General features: G+C 44.3%; 10 protein-coding genes. 5 read left to right on the forward strand and 5 right to left on the reverse strand.

What is annotated here, in order from left to right; translation table 11 throughout:
• Positions 1 to 68 precede the first annotated feature (68 nt).
• Together LIX84_RS01975 and LIX84_RS01980 are read left to right on the forward strand one after the other, a co-directional pair.
• The gene (locus LIX84_RS01975) at positions 69 to 8,783 is read left to right on the forward strand and encodes an Ig-like domain-containing protein (RefSeq protein WP_226420475.1); all 8,715 of its coding nucleotides are present in this window, start codon (positions 69 to 71) and stop codon (positions 8,781 to 8,783) included.
• Positions 8,784 to 9,019: 236 nt separating this feature from the next.
• Positions 9,020 to 9,172, forward strand: coding sequence for a hypothetical protein (locus tag LIX84_RS01980; RefSeq protein WP_226420476.1), 153 nt, complete (start codon positions 9,020 to 9,022; stop codon positions 9,170 to 9,172).
• A gap of 127 nt (positions 9,173 to 9,299) precedes the next feature.
• On the opposite strand, the gene LIX84_RS01985 is transcribed toward LIX84_RS01980, so the two are convergent.
• On the reverse strand, positions 9,300 to 10,454 hold the full coding sequence (locus tag LIX84_RS01985) for an aminotransferase-like domain-containing protein (protein WP_226420477.1): 1,155 nt from the start codon (positions 10,452 to 10,454) through the stop codon (positions 9,300 to 9,302).
• 20 nt (positions 10,455 to 10,474) lie between these two features.
• A complete protein-coding gene (locus LIX84_RS01990; protein ID WP_226420478.1) occupies positions 10,475 to 10,702 on the reverse strand; it encodes a GntR family transcriptional regulator in 228 nt (75 codons plus the stop codon).
• Between the two features lie 359 nt (positions 10,703 to 11,061).
• On the opposite strand from LIX84_RS01990, the gene ampC reads away from it, so the two are divergent.
• Complete coding sequence (gene ampC, locus LIX84_RS01995; protein ID WP_226420479.1) at positions 11,062 to 12,213, forward strand: class C beta-lactamase; 1,152 nt, start codon at positions 11,062 to 11,064, stop codon at positions 12,211 to 12,213.
• A 94-nt stretch (positions 12,214 to 12,307) separates the two neighbouring features.
• Positions 12,308 to 12,952, forward strand: a complete 645-nt coding sequence (locus LIX84_RS02000) for a CatB-related O-acetyltransferase (protein WP_085343962.1) — start codon at positions 12,308 to 12,310, stop codon at positions 12,950 to 12,952.
• A 183-nt stretch (positions 12,953 to 13,135) separates the two neighbouring features.
• Here the strand turns inward: LIX84_RS02000 and LIX84_RS02005 are convergent, their stop codons facing one another.
• Together LIX84_RS02005 and LIX84_RS02010 are read right to left on the reverse strand one after the other, a co-directional pair.
• Positions 13,136 to 14,134, reverse strand: coding sequence for a 2-oxoacid:ferredoxin oxidoreductase subunit beta (locus tag LIX84_RS02005; RefSeq protein WP_104973529.1), 999 nt, complete (start codon positions 14,132 to 14,134; stop codon positions 13,136 to 13,138).
• Complete coding sequence (locus LIX84_RS02010) at positions 14,124 to 15,737, reverse strand: 2-oxoacid:acceptor oxidoreductase family protein (RefSeq protein WP_226420480.1); 1,614 nt, start codon at positions 15,735 to 15,737, stop codon at positions 14,124 to 14,126. Before LIX84_RS02010 ends, LIX84_RS02005 begins: the two co-directional genes overlap by 11 nt.
• A gap of 266 nt (positions 15,738 to 16,003) precedes the next feature.
• On the opposite strand from LIX84_RS02010, the gene LIX84_RS02015 reads away from it, so the two are divergent.
• Positions 16,004 to 16,933 (forward strand): LysR family transcriptional regulator, encoded by a 930-nt coding sequence (locus LIX84_RS02015; RefSeq protein WP_226420481.1) that lies wholly within the window; start codon positions 16,004 to 16,006, stop codon positions 16,931 to 16,933.
• Between the two features lie 249 nt (positions 16,934 to 17,182).
• Here LIX84_RS02015 and LIX84_RS02020 read toward each other — a convergent pair whose 3' ends face one another.
• A complete protein-coding gene (locus tag LIX84_RS02020) occupies positions 17,183 to 18,160 on the reverse strand; it encodes a M23 family metallopeptidase (protein ID WP_226420482.1) in 978 nt (325 codons plus the stop codon).
• Positions 18,161 to 18,354 lie beyond the last annotated feature (194 nt).

The following is an 18,354-nucleotide window of genomic DNA, read 5'->3' on the forward strand; positions in this document are numbered from 1 at the left end:
ATTAAATATTTAAGTTGATTATGATAACCCGGCTATGTTGATAAGGCCGTCATCTTCAGGAGAGGAAAATGAGATTACGTCGTCAGGTAGCGATCGCAATTACAACAGCATGGGTGTCCTCAGCGTTTTTTTCCGGTGAAGCCTGGGCCGCACAGCAAACGATTAACTACTCTAATGGTTCAGGTTCCAATTTTAGTGAGGTGGAGACAGGCGTCACTGGGGGGATGCCCTCGGTCACTCTTACCAATACAGGTGCTGTGTCTATGGTATTAGATGCTGGCAATAGCACTGATAGCACTCCGTTTACTGGCCTAAATGACCTCGGGTTTGTAGCTGGTGTTTTTTTCTCAAATACCATGATTAATGAGTTCAACAATCGTGGCTTCCGCTTTTTTGAGAGATCAAGTACTAACTTCAGTTTCGACGAAATTACCTTTATGCAGGGGTCGGCCCGAGACTCAGATAAAACGTATCAACTTGTGTTAACTGGCTTCTCTAATAATACTCAAACAGTGACCGAAACTGTCACCTTGCCAAAAGGTGGTGAAGCAAACTCAGGGTTACAGGATTTGTTTACCCTGACCCGTGGTACAGACTTTACTGATCCGGCATGGCAGGACGTTGATACAGTGACTATGGCGTTTACCCGAAGTCCAGGTGCTGACTCTCGTTATCTTATCAGAAGTATCAAGATTGATGACGCTGCGGTTTCAGACTCAACCGCGCCTACTTTTGTCAGTGCGAGCTCAACCCCCACTGATGATGCAACCAATGTTTCTGTTAGCAACAACATCGAGATTGCCTTTGATGAGAATATTGAGCTGAAGAGCGGCAATATTACCATTCGTAATGTTACAGACAGTCGCGATTTTGAAGTATTTAATGTTGCCACCGAAAGCGATGGCACAACAACTTCACCAGGCGCTGGCCGCATCAGTGTTACCAACGATAAAGTTTATTTAAACCCAACCAGTGATCTGATAGGAAACCGGACTTACGCCATTCATATTGAATCCAGTGCCGTGGCTGACACCGCAAATAATAGCTTTGCTGGGATCAGCGATGATGCCACATTTAACTTTACTACAGTCGATACCACGCCAAATACGCCATCTACACCCGATTTAGATGCTAGTTCGGATACCGGATCATTAAATACTGATAATATTACCAGTGACGCTACTCCAACGTTTAGTGGGATTTCTGAGAGTGGATCGATCGTTACTTTATACAGTGATCAAGTCGGTGGAGGTGCAACGGTTATTGGCACAGGCACTGCTACTGGAGGAAACTGGAAGATAACAACCAATGAGTTGGCGTCTGGTATTACACATGCAATAAGTGCTAAAGCGTCTGATAGCGATGATAATGTTAGCTCGGCATCCAACGCGTTAAGTGTCACCATTGATACAGTAGCACCATCCGTAGTGAGCATTACCACGCCGATTGAGGCTGATAGTATCGTCAACGCTGCAGAAGACAACGATGTGCTTATCGCTGGCTCCGGCGCGGAAGCAGGCAACAGCGTGACCGTGACTATCACAGACAATAACAGCTCTGTCAGTCGTACGGTGACGGCCGACAACTCAGGCAACTGGACGCTGAGCGGCAGCGAGCTGGATATCAGTGGCCTGAACAATGGTACCCTGACGGTATCTGCAACCCAAGCTGATATAGCAGGTAATATCTCCACCGCAGCCACACAGATCATTACCCTGGACAATGCTGCCCCATCAGCAGTGACCATCACCACGCCGATTGAAACCGACGGTATCGTCAATGCGACAGAAGATAACGATGTGTTGATCGCTGGCTCCGGCGCGGAAGCAGGCAACAGCGTGACCGTGACCATCACGGACAATAACAGCTTTGTCAGTCGTACGGTGACGGCCGACAACTCAGGCAACTGGACGTTGAGCGGCAGCGAGCTTGATGTAAGTGCGTTTAACAACGGCACCCTTACGGTGTCTGCAACCCAAGCAGATATAGCAGGTAATACTTCCACCGCCGCCACCCAGAGCATTACCCTGGATAACGCCGCACCATCAGCTGTGACCATCACCACGCCGATTGAAACTGATGGCATCGTCAATGCGGCAGAAGACAACGACGTGCTGATTGCTGGCTCCGGCGCGGAAGCAGGCAATAGCGTGACCGTGACCATCACGGACTACAGCAATTATGCCAGTCGTACGGTGACGGCCGACAACTCAGGCAACTGGACGTTGAGCGGCAGTGAGCTTGATGTAAGTGCGTTTAACAACGGCACCCTGACGGTCGCGGCTAGCCAGAGCGATGCTGCGGGCAACACCTCCAGTGCAGATAGTAAAACATTTACGTTAGATAACGTGCAGCCAACTGTTTCTTTGAGCAGCTCAGACCTCGATTTGATCTCTGGCGAAATGGCGAGTGTCACGTTCACCTTAAGTGAGTCATCAAGTGACTTTGCTGAGTCAGATGTCACCGTCACTGGCGGCAGTTTGTCCAACTTTGCAGGCAGTGGTAGCAGTTACACGGCGACCTTTACACCAACGGAAGAGAGTGTGGCGAGCGGCACCATTGATGTTGCCACCGGCACATTTACCGATGCCTCTGGTAACAGCAATAGTGCAGCAACACCACTTTCCATCAGCGTCGATACTATGCTTCCAACCGTCAGTATCACTAGCTCCAGCGCTGCGCTGAAAGCGGGTGAAACGACAACACTCACGTTTACCTTGAGTGAAGCCGCAACTGATTTTGCCGAAGCCGATGTGACCGTTGCTGGCGGAACTCTTTCTAACTTTGCGGGCAGTGGCGCCAGTTACACGGCTACCTTTACACCTGCAGAAGAAAGCACTGAGGATGCAACTATTAATGTTGCAGCAGAGCAATTTAGCGACGCTGCAGGTAACCTCAATACTGCAGCGACTCAGTTGTTGATTTCAGTGGATACGGGGATCCCGACTGGACATAGCATCAGCATTGATCAGGAGAGCATTAACAAAACCAACGAACAAGCGATGAGCTTTACCTTCGCAGCAGCTGAAGTGAACGCGATGTTCACTTATCGCGTGACCGACGGTACCACGACCATTGACGGCGCTAGTCAAACAATCTCCTCGGAGACCATGCAAGTAACGGGCATTGACGTCACTGGTTTGCAAGAGGGGACGTTGACAGTAAGCGTGGTGGTAACCGATGCCGCAGGCAACGCATCTGATGCAGTGACGGATACGGTGACTAAACGCTACGATGTCGCGCCAACGGCAGTTGATGATAGCTTCTCGACTGAGGAAGATACGGCGAAACAGTTTGATCTGTTAGCCAACGATTCCGATATAAATGATGACATGGTCGCTTCTTCTGCAACGGTTAAAACACAACCAATTAAAGGTCAGGTGTCGATCAGCAACGGCGTTGTTACCTATACGCCAAATAGTAATGAGACAGGCACGGATAGCTTTACCTATACCGTGAAAGATGCCCTGTTACAGGAGTCACAAGACGCGACAGTAACCGTCACTATCAAGGCTATAAATGATGCGCCAGTCGCGAAAGCGCTGACCATTAACACTGACGAAGATACAGCAAGCGCAGCAGTCACCGCGCGTAGTCAAGCGAAGGATGTTGAAGATGGCATCCCAACGGGTGATTTAGCGTTAGTTAGTTTGCCTCAAAAAGGACAAGTCACCATTGATCAAACTGTAGGCACTTTTGTATATACGCCGAATGCGAATGAAAATGGTAGCGACAGTTTTACTTACACGATCGCAGACAGTGAAGGCGGCGTTTCTCTTGCGGCCACGGTCAGCGTCAATATCGGTTCCGTCAATGACTCACCAGTGGCGGAGGCAGACAGTTTTACCTTTGATGAAGATGTCACATCGACACTCGATGTTTTAAGTAACGACAGTGATATTGAAGATGGGTCATTCACCGCGAGTAGTATTACCCTACAAGATCTTGGTCAAGGAGAGGGGGGATACAGTTTTGCCACGGTCAGTGTCAATGCCGATGGGACCTTAAAGATTGTGCCAACAGCGAACGTTAATGGTCAACATAGCTTTACCTACACGTTAACCGATAGTGGTCAGGCAGTCTCCGTGCCAGCAACCGTCACACTCAATATTACGCCAGTGAATGATGCCCCCGTTGCTGTTGATAACAGTGCACAACTACTGGAGGGAGGCTCCTTTGAAGTCAACGTATTAGGCAATGATAGTGATGCCGATGCTGGAGACAGTTTTGAACTCACTAGTGTCACAGTCGTCGATACGCCAGCATATGGCAGTGTGAACGTGACGGCGTCTGGAGCGATTGTTTACAACCCCAATGAAAACTACTTCGGTGAAGACAGCTTCACCTATACGGTGGCAGACTTAGCAGGTGCTGTATCTAACGTCGCAACAGTGACCATGACGGTAACACCGGTCAACGACGCACCAATGGCGCAAGCACAGTCACAAACGCTTGATGAAGACAATAGTTTGGTGATCACGTTGGTTGGTTCAGATATTGATAACGATGATGACACTCTGCAGTATCTTATCACTGAGCAAGTCAGTCATGGCGTGCTAGAGCAGTTGACCAATAATGGTTGGCGCTATACACCAGAAGCGAACTTCAATGGCTCCGACTTCTTCTTGTTCAAGGTCAACGACGGTGATCTAGACTCGACAGAGGTTCGTGTCGATTTGACGGTTAATCCAGTCAACGATACACCAACCGCGACCGATATCAGTGCTACGGGAGAGGAAGAGATACCGCTGACCATTACTTTAAATGGTAACGATGCAGAAGGCTCATCTTTGAGCTATCAAATTGTAAAATCGCCAGTCAACGGTAATGTTACCGTCACAGGCAATCACGCGGTTTATACGGGTAACAGTAACTTCTTTGGTCAGGACAGTTTCACTTACAGCGTAAGTGACGGAGAACTTACCTCTGGAGTGGCGTTAGTGACCATCACGGTGAATAACGTTAATGACTCGCCAGTGATTACGGGTACCCCATCGGCGCAAGTGGATGAAGATAGTGTGTATCAGTTTGTGCCCGCGGCATTGGACAATGACCCAGCGGATACTCTGACCTACTTGATAGCTAACAAGCCACCTTGGGCTACATTTGACAAGACAACAGGAGCACTTTCTGGCACGCCAAGTAACAGTGATGTGGGTACTTATCCAGATATCGTGATTAGCGTATCCGATGGCACTATTTCTTCCTCATTGTCAGCGTTTTCGATTACTGTGAATAACGTTAACGATGCACCCGTTATCTCTGGTTCACCAGCAACACAAGTGAATGAAGACAGTACCTATCTGTTCACGCCACAAGTGTCAGATGTTGACAGCCAAGCCTTTACCTTCAGTATCGTGAACAAGCCATCTTGGGCTAGCTTTGATGCATCAACAGGCACGCTCAGTGGTACACCAGATAATGGTGATGTTGGCAAATATCAGGGCATTGTTATCTCGGTTTCTGATGGTCTCACGACCACAATGCTCAATAGATTCAGTATTGTGGTTAACAATGTCAATGACGCGCCAGTGATCAGTGGCACTCCTGCTCTTACCGTCAACGAAGGCAGTACGTATCGCTTTGCGCTGCAGGCATCGGATGTTGATAGTAGTAGCTTGAGCTTTTCAATCCGCAATAAACCATCATGGGCAACCTTTAATAGAGCAACTGGGTTGCTAAGTGGTACGCCGGAAAATGAGCATGTTGGCAGTACCAATAATATTGTTATTAGTGTCTCAGACGGTGAGCTAAGCGCATCTCTAGCAGCGTTTAGCATCACGGTAATCAACGTCAATGATGAGCCAGTGGCGGTTAATGATACCTATGTCTTTACCGAGAGTAACGATGGTAGCTACTTATTGGATGTACTCAGCAACGACAGCGATATTGATCTAGACACATTACAACTGGAATGGGTTAAACCTACATCTGGAACGGCAACGATTATGGGCAGTCAAATCCAATTGGTAACGACCTCAATTGGTACAGTGACAGTGCAATACAGTATGAAAGATGGTAATGGTGGAAAGGCCACCGCGAAAGCAATCGTGACAATTAAAAGTGCGAAATTGGACGCACCAACAATAACCGCACCTTCAGATATTGAAGTGAAAGCAACTTCGCTCTTTACTAAAGTTGCATTAGGCTCTGCCGTGGCCCGAGATAGTACAGGCAAGCTATTACCTGTTTCATTGGTCGACAGCACGACCTTCTTCCGACCTGGAACTAATACGGTCTATTGGCGTACTCAAGACTCTGATGGAAACGTCGCTGAGGCTAGTCAAACGGTAACAGTGTATCCACTGATAAGTATCTCCAAAGATGCGCAAACCACGGAAGGCACCAACCATAGCGTAACGATATACCTTAACGGCCCTTCGCCGAGTTACCCAGTAGTCGTACCTTACACGGTTTCAGGAAGCACAGACAGTGATGACCACACACTCACCTCTGGTGAAGTGGTGATAACTAGTGGTACCGAAGGCAAACTTTCGTTCGAACTACTTAATGATGGACAAAGTGAAGGCGTTGAAACCTTAGTGATTGATTTGGACAGTACCCTTAATCTAGGTAGTAAGCGTCGTTACACCTTGACAATCTTTGAAGAGAATGTGGCTCCGAAGGTCTCGGTAAGTGTATCTCAGGCGGGGGAGCAGCGGAGCCAAATTGAAAATGGTGTTGAGCCGGTCACAATCACAAGCAGTGTTAATGATGCCAATATGTCCGATATACACAGTTTCAGATGGACTAGTGATAGCGATGTACTTAACCAAGCGATTGAGGGGCAGATGTACAGCGAAACATTGACTTTCTCTCCGCAATTACTGAGTTCAGCAATTTACAATTTGCAATTGACAGTTACTGACAATGGCACTCCACCATTATCAGTGACACGGAATGTCTATTTAGAAGTGGTACAAACATTGGCGGAGCTCGGAAGTGAAGATAGTGATGGCGACTTAATCCCTGATGATCAAGAAGGCCATAATGATAGTGATGGTGATGGCATTCCTGACTATCTTGACGCAATTTCTGACTGTAACGTAATTCAACAGGTTGTGTCAGAAAAAGATCGCTTCCTCATTGAGGGGCAGCCAGGTGTCTGTTTACGCAAAGGAATAACCATTCTGACTAACACAACAGGAGGAGCTTTATTGCTAGATGAGGAGCTTCCTAAAGATATCAACATGAAGAGCATCGGGGGAATCTTTGATTTTGTAGTAACTAATTTGCCGCTGCCCGGCCAAAGCTATCAATTAGTTTTGCCTCAGCGTTTACCTGTTCCAGCAAATGCAGTGTACCGAAAGTATAACGCTGAACAGGGGTGGATAGACTTTATTGAGGATGCTCAAAACACAGTGTCTTCTAGTGCTGGCGAGGCTGGTTATTGTCCGCCACCAGGGCACAGTTCATGGTCACAGGGTCTGACTGAAGGTGACTGGTGTGTACAACTTACCATTGAAGACGGTGGTCCGAACGATGATGACGGATTGGCTAATGGCAGTGTCGTTGACCCTGGCGTCGTTGCCGCTCGTGTAAACAATAATGCACTCCCTCAAGCGATTGACGACAATGCGTTTGTTAGTCTCAATGGTACGGTGACGCTCGATGTATTGAGCAATGATACCGATGCTGATGGTGATGGGCTGAAGGTAAGTCGCGCTTCTGTAGATATTGGTAGTGTTAGTGTGGTTGATAATAAACTAAGTTATGTCACTCAACCACAGTACTACGGGGAGGCTTTGATCACTTATAGCGTAACGGATGGTAATGGTGGAACGGGATCGGCGAAGGTGACGGTGAATGTGGTAAACAGTCAGAATCCGAATGCGGTGGACGATAATATTACCACCGATGATCGTACCCCTGTCACGGTTTATGTCCTTGCTAACGATACCGATCCGGATAACGACACATTGAAGTTGGTTTCAGTCCAAGCGCAGTATGGGCAGGTGGTCATGAATGCAGATCAGAGCGTGACCTATACCCCTACCTCAGGGTTTGAAGGCAATGATGTGTTGACATATATCATTCAAGATAGCCAAGGCCTGCAAGACACAGGGAAAGTTATAGTGACAGTTAAGTTGGTAAGAGATGTAAAGGTTGAAAATACTTCAGCAGGATCATTGGGTGGCATGGTGTTGATGCTTTTGATTTTGTTAGGAGCCATGAAACGTTATGGAAGAAACAGTGCTCTAGCACTAATTGCTGTGTTTAGTTTTAGTAGTCAAGCTGGTTGGTATGTTGATGTTCAAATGGGGTCAAGCCATGCAGATGAGCGTGATGCTGTTAAAGGTGATAACGTAATCTCTACTGACAACACCGGGCTCTACCGTTCTATCGGGTTTGGATATGCTTTTTCTGAGCAATGGTCAGGAACTATCCGTTATATTGATATGGGTGAAGGCAGTGCAACATTGCGCAGTGCGACTACTTCACCAGAAGACTATCACACCAGTGTCGCATCTATAGCACCGCTCCTTGTAAAGGGCATAGGCTTCAACATCGGCTATAAGTTCTGGCAATACAATTCATGGTCCGCAAAACTGAGTTTGGGGGGCTTGTTCTGGGATACCGATATTGAAAGTACGTATCAAGGCAGCAAGATAACGACGGAAGTGGATGGTTTTGATGGATATATTGGTGCAGAAGTTGGCTACAACCTCTCAGATAATTGGGAGATCGGAGTCCAAGGCGCTCGTTATTTTTTACATGAAAATGATGTTGATATAATTGCGCTACAACTTCGTTATTTTTTTGAGCCGTTAGCAGCGTATTAACTTATGGTTTGGTATTTTTCGATAATTTATATCCCAATTGCTCATGAAGCGGTATGGTAAATCACTGGAGATTAATGTCGTGATTGTGCTCTTTATTATGTAGATCAATAGTCCATGAAAAATCCTTAATTATCTTGAAGTCTTTTCTTCTTTAACATCTAGGGAAAGATAGTGATTGATAGAGTGTTAAGCAGAACTTACTATCCGTTCGATATTAGAAAAATAAGGTTCATTGGATGCTCGATGTGAACTTAAAAGAAGATGATTTACGTAATAGTGTTGCTGGGGGCGCTGAAAATGTCAGCGTGATACGTCGCTTTACTTTGAACCTAGTACGTTTACAGTCGAAGAAATATAGTTTTGGGGCTGAAGCAAACCAAGCGGGTTAGAGCGACACAATTCGTAGTGAACCCTTATTGAGTTGAAAAGCGTTCCAAGCTCGCAGTTGCTCTGACTCTGCTGGTGATAACACGACGATAAATTGATACCTATCAAAACGATAATTTTATATCTGCTTTAATCCAATACTGATTGAATAATATCAAATGCTTTTTCTATTTTTGGGGTAGGGATAATGCCAAACCCAAATAAGAGGGCATTAGAATGATTGTTGATAGAAAAATGCGATGATGGGTAAACCGCTACATTGGATGAAGCAAGCTTATTCATCATTTGTGTCGCGCATCCCGATACTTCAGCTGCTATATGCAATCCACCTTGGCTTGGAATACGTTGTAAGCAATCTATGTTGTCAATTAATTGAGTGAGTTTATGATACCTTTCGCTATAGATTTTATTCATATTGAGTAAATGGTGAGAGAAATGACCGTCACGCATGAATTCGTCAAGTAGGATTTGAGACACCACAGATGTACTTCGTCCCAAGTGCCATAACATATTTGAAATTGGATCTATTAAAGATTTTGGCGGAATCATATAGCCAATGCGTAAGCCGGGAAATAGTATTTTAGAGAAACTGCCTATCATAATGACGCAGTCATTTTTGTCTTGTGATTTGAGAGCTTGCTTACTGGTATTGAGATAGTGATATTCCGCATCATAATCATCTTCGATAATGATTGCGTTATTAACTTCTGCCCACCTCAACAGTTCTAACTTTCTTTCGACGGAGTAGCTAAAGCCTAAAGGGAACTGATGACTAGGCGTTGTATAAATAATTTTGGTATTAGAAGGGATTGATTCAACGACAACGCCTTGGTCGTCCATCGGCACGGTGCCTATTTGCGCGCCAAGTAATCGAGCTTGATTTCGAAAAACAGGATATCCTGGATCTTCCGTCGACACGAGGTCCCCCGGAGAGAGCAATGTAAGGAGAGTCGTCATTATTGCCTGCTGGCACCCTTGCGTAATGATGATACCTTCAGGGTCACAGATTACGCCTCTCGAATGTCTTACATACTCGCAGATAGACTCTCGTAAACAAGCTAGTCCTTGCAAATCACCACCATGTGCAAACTCTGGAGTTAATGCATTGAGCCTACTCAGTCTTGAGTGTCGCCAAATATGCTTTGCTATTCTCTGATGATCAGGAACGCCTAAAGTGAAGTCATAGTCTAGATTCTTTGGTGCGATGATCTCTGGCTTTTTCGCTGCGTTAGTGCCAAACACCCCTAGTTGGTAGTGTTTTATTGATCTCTTATCTTGATTCACCGTTTGTTCTAGAGCATTACTTACGTACGTGCCAGACCCTGCCTTTTTACTATCCACCCCTCGAACTGAAGTCGCTCATACACCGAAATGACAGTGTTTCTTGCTATGCCTAACTTTTTTGACAACATGCGAGTCGACGGTAATCTCTCATTTGATCGTAATCTGCCTTCTAATATCCCTTGGTATATCTCGGAATAAAGCTGTTGGCTGGTGACTTTTCCAGTTTCGAAGTGTAGTGAAAATGGCATCGTTTTCTCTGTAGACGTTGAAAAGTGGTTCTAAAGCGTTGTGAGGATGTGGATCTGTATATACCAAGTATATCTACCTAGTATACCGTTATCTTGGTATGGAGAAAGCGCATTTGAGTACACTATTTCCTCATTTTGCAAACGGATGTTACTTACATTCGTATCTAATCGGCCTACCTATCAACGGTGATCAGGTTTAAACCTGTTTATATCGCACTAAAAATTTGAAGACATAGTGTTATTCATCGGGGGTTAACGATTGGAGTTCTTCAAGTCAGGATTACTTTTATATAAAAAGCTAAAAGCCTTGGAATAAACTAGAAATTAATTATAAGTGAAAATTAAAAATTGAGGGTTCAATGAAATTAAACAATGCCTTGGTGGCTATTTTATCGCTCACGTCTTTCGTCACGTTTGCGAAAACAGAGTCAACGGTTAGCAGTCAATTAAAGAGCGTAGTTGATGAATGTGCTAAAGGATTAATGAACGAATACGACATTCCGGGGTTGGCTGTTGCAGTAACGATCGATGGTAAGCGTTATTTTTACAATTACGGTTTCGCTGACGAAAGTCAGGGGAGTTTAGTCACTAACGACACAATTTTTGAACTCGGCTCTATCAGTAAAACTTTTGCCGCTACTTTGACTGGGTACGCCCAAGAAAAAGGTAAGTTGAACATGGATGACAAGGTCAAAGATTATATTCCAGAATTAGAAAATAGTGTCCTGGGTAATACCAAGCTAGTTCATGTCGCAACCTACACTGCAGGTGGTCTACCATTGCAATTCCCTAGTGAAGTAACGAACGACGCTGACATGATGCAGTACTACAAAACGTGGAAGCCGGAGTACGAAGCTGGTACTAAGAGGAAGTACTCAAACCCTAGTATTGGTCTATTTGGCTACATCGGTGCCTTGAGTATGAAGTCAGACTATACGGAAATGATGGAAACCGTCATCCTACCTGAGCTCGGTATGACCAATACGTTTGTCGATGTACCAAAGGATCAGCTTAACAACTATGCTTTTGGTTATAGTTCTGAGGGAAAACCCGTTAGAGTTAATCCAGGTATTCTTGATGCACAAGCCTATGGTATTAAATCAACAAGCTTAGATATGCTTCAATATATCGAAGCAAATATGGGTCAAGCGCAACTTAATACTGATATAGAAAATGCGCTAGAGCGAACTCATACTAAGTATTTTGATACCGACACGTTTACACAAGCCGTAGGATGGGAGGGTTATGATTACCCCGTTTCACTTTCGCAATTATTGAAGGGTAACTCCAGCGATGTAATTCTCAACGCTAAACCGGTTCAAGCAAGTGTATCCGGTACTCTCGGTCGTGACGTTTGGTATAACAAAACGGGCTCAACAGGTGGCTTTGGGGCATATGTCGCGTATGTACCCTCTGAAAAAATAGGCATAGTGATGCTGGCGAATAAAAACTACCCTAATGCAGAAAGAGTAGAGGCTGCTTACAATATTATTAGCTCGGTGGTGAAGTAAATTTTAGTGGTAATAGGAACTACGTAATTATTAGAGCTTATTTAGATACATACTATCTGCAGTGTTTTATTCGATAGTATTTATAGGAGTATTCATGAAAACTAAGCATTGGTCTAAGGTGACTTTGCTACATGAAGTTGTTACGAACCCAAATATAACGATTAAAGGTAAACATAGTTATTACAGTGATTGTTGGGACGCCGGTTTTGAGGAGTCCGTTGTAAGATATCTACAAGGCGATGAGTTCAGCCGAGATTGGGAACCAAAATGGAAGATTGATAAGTTACATATAGGTGACTTTGTCTGCATTGCAGCGGAAGTTGTGATTGTTATGGGGGGAAATAGTACACATAGAGCTGATTGGTTCTCCTTGTACCCATTTATGGACTTTATTGAAGAAGCGTACGTCGGGAAAGGAGATACTCACATTGGCGATGGTGCCTGGCTCGGTATGCGATCCATGATAATGCCGGGTGTGACTATCGGAGAAGGAGCAATCGTTGCGGCAAACAGCGTGGTGACGAAAGATGTTGAGCCTTACAGCATGGTTGCAGGCTCACCAGCTAAGCATATCAAATATCGCTTTTCTCGCGAGACGATAGACGAACTGCTCGCCCTTAGGATATATGATTGGCCTGATAAGAAAATCGACAGTCTGAAGAGGTTGTTATGTTCAGACGATTTAGAAGGGCTGAAAAAGGCAAGCGCTGAATACGATAGAAACCATTCAGAAGAGTGACGATGTCACTATTTTAAAAAACAGAAGAGGCTCATTATAGAGCCTCTTTTTAGTGTGATGGATCTCTGCAACCACCACACTTCCTTATCAACTCATCATTCAGCAAGTCGCCAACTAGAATCGGAAACCTTTTAGTTTCATCTTTGCAGGGAAGGTTACCTCAATAGCTGGCTCTTTCAATTGTTAGCAGAGACGCTCATAACTGTTTTGTTTGAGCAATTCGGTTAAGTCGCCTTGACCATATTTTAGAGTTGCTTGGTGTTTTTGATGTCGAATGACCTGATCAAAAGTAGGTCGAGTCACTGAACGAAAAACGCCCACGGGTACGGGAAAGTCTGGATAGCTCAAGTTAGCAAGCGCATAAGCATAGTATGACTCCTCGCATTGACTGGAGTGGAGCAAAAGGTTCGGGGCCTCTGATTCGACAATCTCGAAACCAAACCCTCTATTGATCAACGCTTTTGAGTGTGTTTTACCAAACAATAACGGTTCATTATCTGAGAGATAAAGTAGATGTTCGCTTCTATTAGCTGGGCCGTTGTAAGGTTCGTGCACTTTATCGTTAAAAATGACACAGTTTTGCAGGATTTCAACCACAGCAGTGCCCGAATGCGCGGCGGCAGCCTCTAACACCATCGTCATGTGTGCAGGATCATTGTCTGATGTTCGTGCTATGAACGTAGCACCTGCGGATGCTGCCAATGCCAAAGGTTTAAGCGCTTGATCGGGAGAGCCTTCAGGACTCGACTTAGAAATGAAGCCCTGTTCGCTTGTCGGGGAAAATTGGCCTTTGGTCAGTCCATAGACAGCATTATTAAAAAGCAAAATTTTAATGTCTTGGTTGCGTCGAATCGCGTGAATAAAGTGATTTCCGCCAATACTCAGTGCGTCACCATCGCCGGTTACGACCCAAACATCTAACTCTGGATTGCTCGCTTTTACACCAGTAGCGATGGCAGGGGCACGGCCGTGAATCGTATGAAATCCATAAGTATCGAGATAATAAGGAAAACGAGATGAGCAGCCAATCCCTGAGATGAATACGGTGTTCTCTTTAGTTCGACCTAATCGTGCTAGAACGGATTGCATCGTTTTTAATACGTTAAAATCACCACAGCCTCGACACCATTTGACTTCAACATCAGATGCGAAATCTTTGCGGTTGAGTACCTTAGTCGTCATTTTTAATATCCTTCAGGTGGTGGTTAATAGACTCAATGACCTCGTGAACTTTGAATGGTAACCCCTTAACTTGGGTTACGGAGCGTGCAGAAATGGCATATTGTGAGCGAATCACTTTGACGAGTTGTTGGTTATTCAACTCAAAAACAAGCACATGTTTGAATTGGCTAATGATCTCTTCCAAATTGCTTGGAAACGGGTTTAGATACTTAATATGGGCGTGGGCAACCGATGCGCCTTGCTTTCTCAGATGCTCAATTGCGGTCGACACAGAACCTTGCGTGCCTCCCCAACTTAGCACTAGCAGTGAGTCTAGAGTACTGCCTGTTAGTGTTTGTTTAGGGATGAAATGGCAGATGTTATTTATTTTTTTTGCTCTTTCATCAGTCATGCGCTGGTGGTTTTCAGGATCATGAGAAGGGTTGCCTGTAATCGCTTGCTTTTCCAATCCTCCAATGCGATGCATTTTCTCTTTTGTACCAGGCGTGACCCACTCTCTGCTGTAATACACGTCATCACGGGCATAGGGATAAAACGGGCTTATGTTTGCTTTTGCTGCCTCGGCAGTGAGCTTAATCTCATCAGGGTTGGGCACGAGCCAAGATTCGGAGCCGTTTGCTAAGTAGCCGTCACTCAATAAGATCACTGGCGTCATAAATGTAGTAGCAATTCGACAGGCCTCGATTGCCATGTCAAAGCAGTCTGCGGGAGAAGCAGGAGCCAACACTGGGAGTGGTGAATCCCCATTTCTACCATACAAAGACAAAAGCAAGTCTGATTGCTCTGTTTTAGTCGGTAGGCCAGTTGAGGCGGGTGTTATGGGGTACGAGCCCAAAAATAGCTGGCGTTGGAGTTTTTCTGCTGCGCATATTAACCCAAGCGATAATGCTTCGTTCCCTGAAACAGTACGATACAAGCCAGTTTTATCTGCTACGGGAGCAACCTGAAAACAGTCGCTGAATATTTCGGTTGTTTCAGCATAATTAAATCCCGACTTTATGGCTAAAGTGTTTGCCTCTCTCACTTGCGAATTGTCAGCGAATTTATTATTTAGCCATTCAATGGTCGGTTCTAGCGGACGGCTGTAAATCCATAAAACAATACCAAGCATAAAAAAGTTTTTGCTTCGCTTCACTACTTTAGGCGCTATGTTTAACTCAGAAAGAGATTGAACGGTTAAACGCGTAAAACTGTCACTAATCACTCGATAATCTGCGAGGCTACCATCGCTCAATGGGTTCGATTCATAGCCAGCAAGCTCAAGGTTTTTTTTATTAAAACCATCGAGATCAATAAGCACCAAACCGCCTTCAACGAGTTGTGAGATTTTGGTTTTTAATGCAGCGGCATTCAAAGCGATTAAGACTGAAAAATCGTCGCCAGGAGTATAAATCTCTGTTGAGGCAAATTGCATCTGAAAAGCCGATACTCCAGATGTGGTTCCTGCCGGAGCCCGTATCTCAGCTGGATAATCAGGTAACGTCATGACATCGTTTCCTTGTTTCGACGAGTTGTCTGAAAAGCGTTCTCCAAGTAATTGGATACCATCTCCAGAATCTCCAGCAAAACAGATCACTTCGCGTTTAAGTTGAATTATTGTCATTAAAACCTCTTACCGTGTTAGAGCAAGTTCAGTATGTTTCATTGCACTTAATGAGATGCAATGGAATTAAAGGTTGGAGAAAATGCCGTAAGCACGAGCATTTTGAGTGTAGAGTTAATGGTGTTGGCTTTATTTGTCGTCTCTGAGGTCAGTAGAAATATCCATAGCTAGGTATGCTTTTCCGAAATACTAGAAAAGTTTGCATGACACAAAAATACTTTTTCTGTCATATTAGATGTGATTATTTTTCATTAATTGTGAGCGTTATGGATAAGCTGTCATTAATAAAGTTGTTTGTATCTGTTGTGGACTTAGGGAACTTTACAGCAGTCGCGAATCAATTAGGGCAGTCGCCTTCTACTGTTAGTAAAGCGATTGCTCGCCTAGAACAGGATTTGGGTGTTCGTTTAGTTCACCGTACAACACGTCAACTCCAGCTCACTGAAGCGGGGTTTAACTACCTTGAGACGGCAAGAGAAGTGATCAACTTGCTCAGAAGTAGTGAAGAGCAGCTTCATCAAAGTATTGCATCTCCGTTTGGTACACTTCGTGTCAGCCTTCCTTTATCGTTCGGGCAAAACTATATAACTCCGCTGATTCCAGAGTTTTGCGAACGTTACCCTGAAGTGAAGTTGGATCTTAGCTTTTCCGATGAATACACCAGTATATTGGAGAGTGGGATGGACGTTGCTATTCGAAGCGGGAGACTAAATGACAGCAACCTGATTGCGAGGCGATTATGTCCTATTGATATGGGTATGTTTGCCAGTCCGGAGTACATAAAGAAGTTTGGTCGGCCTCAGAGTGTTGAAGCGCTTAACCAGCACAAATGGATAATGTACCGCTATAAACAATCGGGGCGCTTGCTTACCTTGACGATGCCTTTAGATGGGCAATTAGTAGAATTTAGTCCTACACATCAAGTGACAGTAGACAATGGTTATGCGATGGCCTCTTTAGCGAGTTTAGGAGCAGGGATTGCACTGATGCCCCAATATCTTGCTCGAGACTTAGTACAGCAAGGTAAACTGATGTTGGTTTCTGAACCTCAAAGAACCGATGGTCAGGGTGTCTATATATACTATCCAAGTCGTAAGTTTGTGCCCGCGAAAGTAAAAGTGTTTATCGACTATATTATTCGTAAACTGGATGAGCAGGGAGAGACGATCAACAGCAGTTGGATGCTGAACCATTAAAGCTCTTACTGGAGGATGATGGCTTTTTCTGAAGTTTAAGCGTGTTACGTGCCAGTAAGTTTTCTACATTTAGTTGTGCCCACAAAAATATTAACTCATGGGTCTGTAAACAAAGATTTGCATCATTAAGAGCCGCATATAGCAGCTCTTTTTTGTCCTGAACTTGGAAAGTGGCGACAGGACTTGAAGCGCTCAGAGGGTTACGAGGACTCGCTTCAGATAAATGAAGAAAGATCGAACCGAAGTATTTTATTGCCGATTTGACTGCATATACCGTTGCCATTCCGTTGTTAATTCAGCTTTTTCTTTTCTCGCTGCAATCAGCATTTCTATATTAACGTCAGTGTTTGGGTGCTTTTGAATGTATCGCTCGTAATCAACCGGAATACCATTAATGTGCAGTTCAAGGTGTAAATGCGGCCCTGTTGTTCTTCCTGTGTTACCCGTTTTTCCTATCACTTGTCCTCGTCTGATCTTCTCGCCAACGTGGACGTTGCGTTGAGATAAGTGTAGGTAGCGTGATACCGCACCATTTGTGTGGCGGATATTAATGTAGTTGCCCGCAAAACGGTTGTAACGAGACTTTAAAACGATACCATCAGCAATACTACGAATCGGTGTACCTACTGGTGTTGCATAGTCAGTGCCTAAGTGCGGAGTCGTTATATTAGTTACTGGGTGTGTTCGTTTTAAGTCATAGCCAGAGCTTACTCTGTAGCTTTTATCAAAGGGATCTGAAAATCGGAGTTTATTTTTTATTGACACGCCATGTTCATCAAATATGTTACCTTGCCCATCATTGATAATAAATAAATCGGTTTTACTACCTAAATAGTAAAAAGAACTAATATAGGTTTCATTTCTACTATTTAACTTAGTTCTTAAGATAAAATGGTCACCTCTCTTAACTGAATCAATAATATTAAAGTTACTTTTAATAAGGGCCAATAGCAAATTAATCTCTTTTTGACTTATTCCTGATTTTAACAATGAAGCGACAAACGAGTACTCAACCACACCTATGATGATTTTTTGTCTAAGAGTACCCACTTCAAAAGGCGCTTGAACTCCCTCATTCTTGAACTCCAAAGGCTTAACGGTAGGCAGTCTATCCATGGGAGTGAGAATGTGGTGAGAAAGAGACACGCCAATAAAAATGAGTAAGGCAATGGTGAGAAGGGTTGCGGTAGGAGTTCGCACACTCCTTTTTATTATCAAAATAGTCATTAGTTTTGGTGGTTTATCAAGGCTGACAGTTGTGCGTAGAGTATAATATTTTAAATAAAACCTAGCATTAAAGTATGGCTAATTCCTCCGTTTTAACTAAGTGAATAATTATAGGTGATGATTTTAATTTAATAATTTAGTAAAAGTGACGGTTGGCCTGGTGTTTTTGGCTTTTTAAATGGTGTTATTGTCAC

It is taken from the genome of Vibrio sp. E14 (assembly GCF_020515785.1).
GTDB classification, from domain to species: Bacteria; Pseudomonadota; Gammaproteobacteria; order Enterobacterales; family Vibrionaceae; genus Vibrio; species Vibrio diabolicus.

Coding starts and splice junctions, on each gene's coding strand:
- LIX84_RS01975 (WP_226420475.1), top strand. CDS start 69: ATGAGATTACGTCGTCAGGTAGCGATCGCAATTACAACAGCATGGGTG.
- LIX84_RS01980 (WP_226420476.1), top strand. CDS start 9,020: ATGCTCGATGTGAACTTAAAAGAAGATGATTTACGTAATAGTGTTGCT.
- LIX84_RS01990 (WP_226420478.1), bottom strand. CDS start 10,702: ATGCCATTTTCACTACACTTCGAAACTGGAAAAGTCACCAGCCAACAG.
- ampC (WP_226420479.1), top strand. CDS start 11,062: ATGAAATTAAACAATGCCTTGGTGGCTATTTTATCGCTCACGTCTTTC.
- LIX84_RS02000 (WP_085343962.1), top strand. CDS start 12,308: ATGAAAACTAAGCATTGGTCTAAGGTGACTTTGCTACATGAAGTTGTT.
- LIX84_RS02005 (WP_104973529.1), bottom strand. CDS start 14,134: ATGACGACTAAGGTACTCAACCGCAAAGATTTCGCATCTGATGTTGAA.
- LIX84_RS02010 (WP_226420480.1), bottom strand. CDS start 15,737: ATGACAATAATTCAACTTAAACGCGAAGTGATCTGTTTTGCTGGAGAT.
- LIX84_RS02015 (WP_226420481.1), top strand. CDS start 16,004: ATGGATAAGCTGTCATTAATAAAGTTGTTTGTATCTGTTGTGGACTTA.
- LIX84_RS02020 (WP_226420482.1), bottom strand. CDS start 18,160: ATGACTATTTTGATAATAAAAAGGAGTGTGCGAACTCCTACCGCAACC.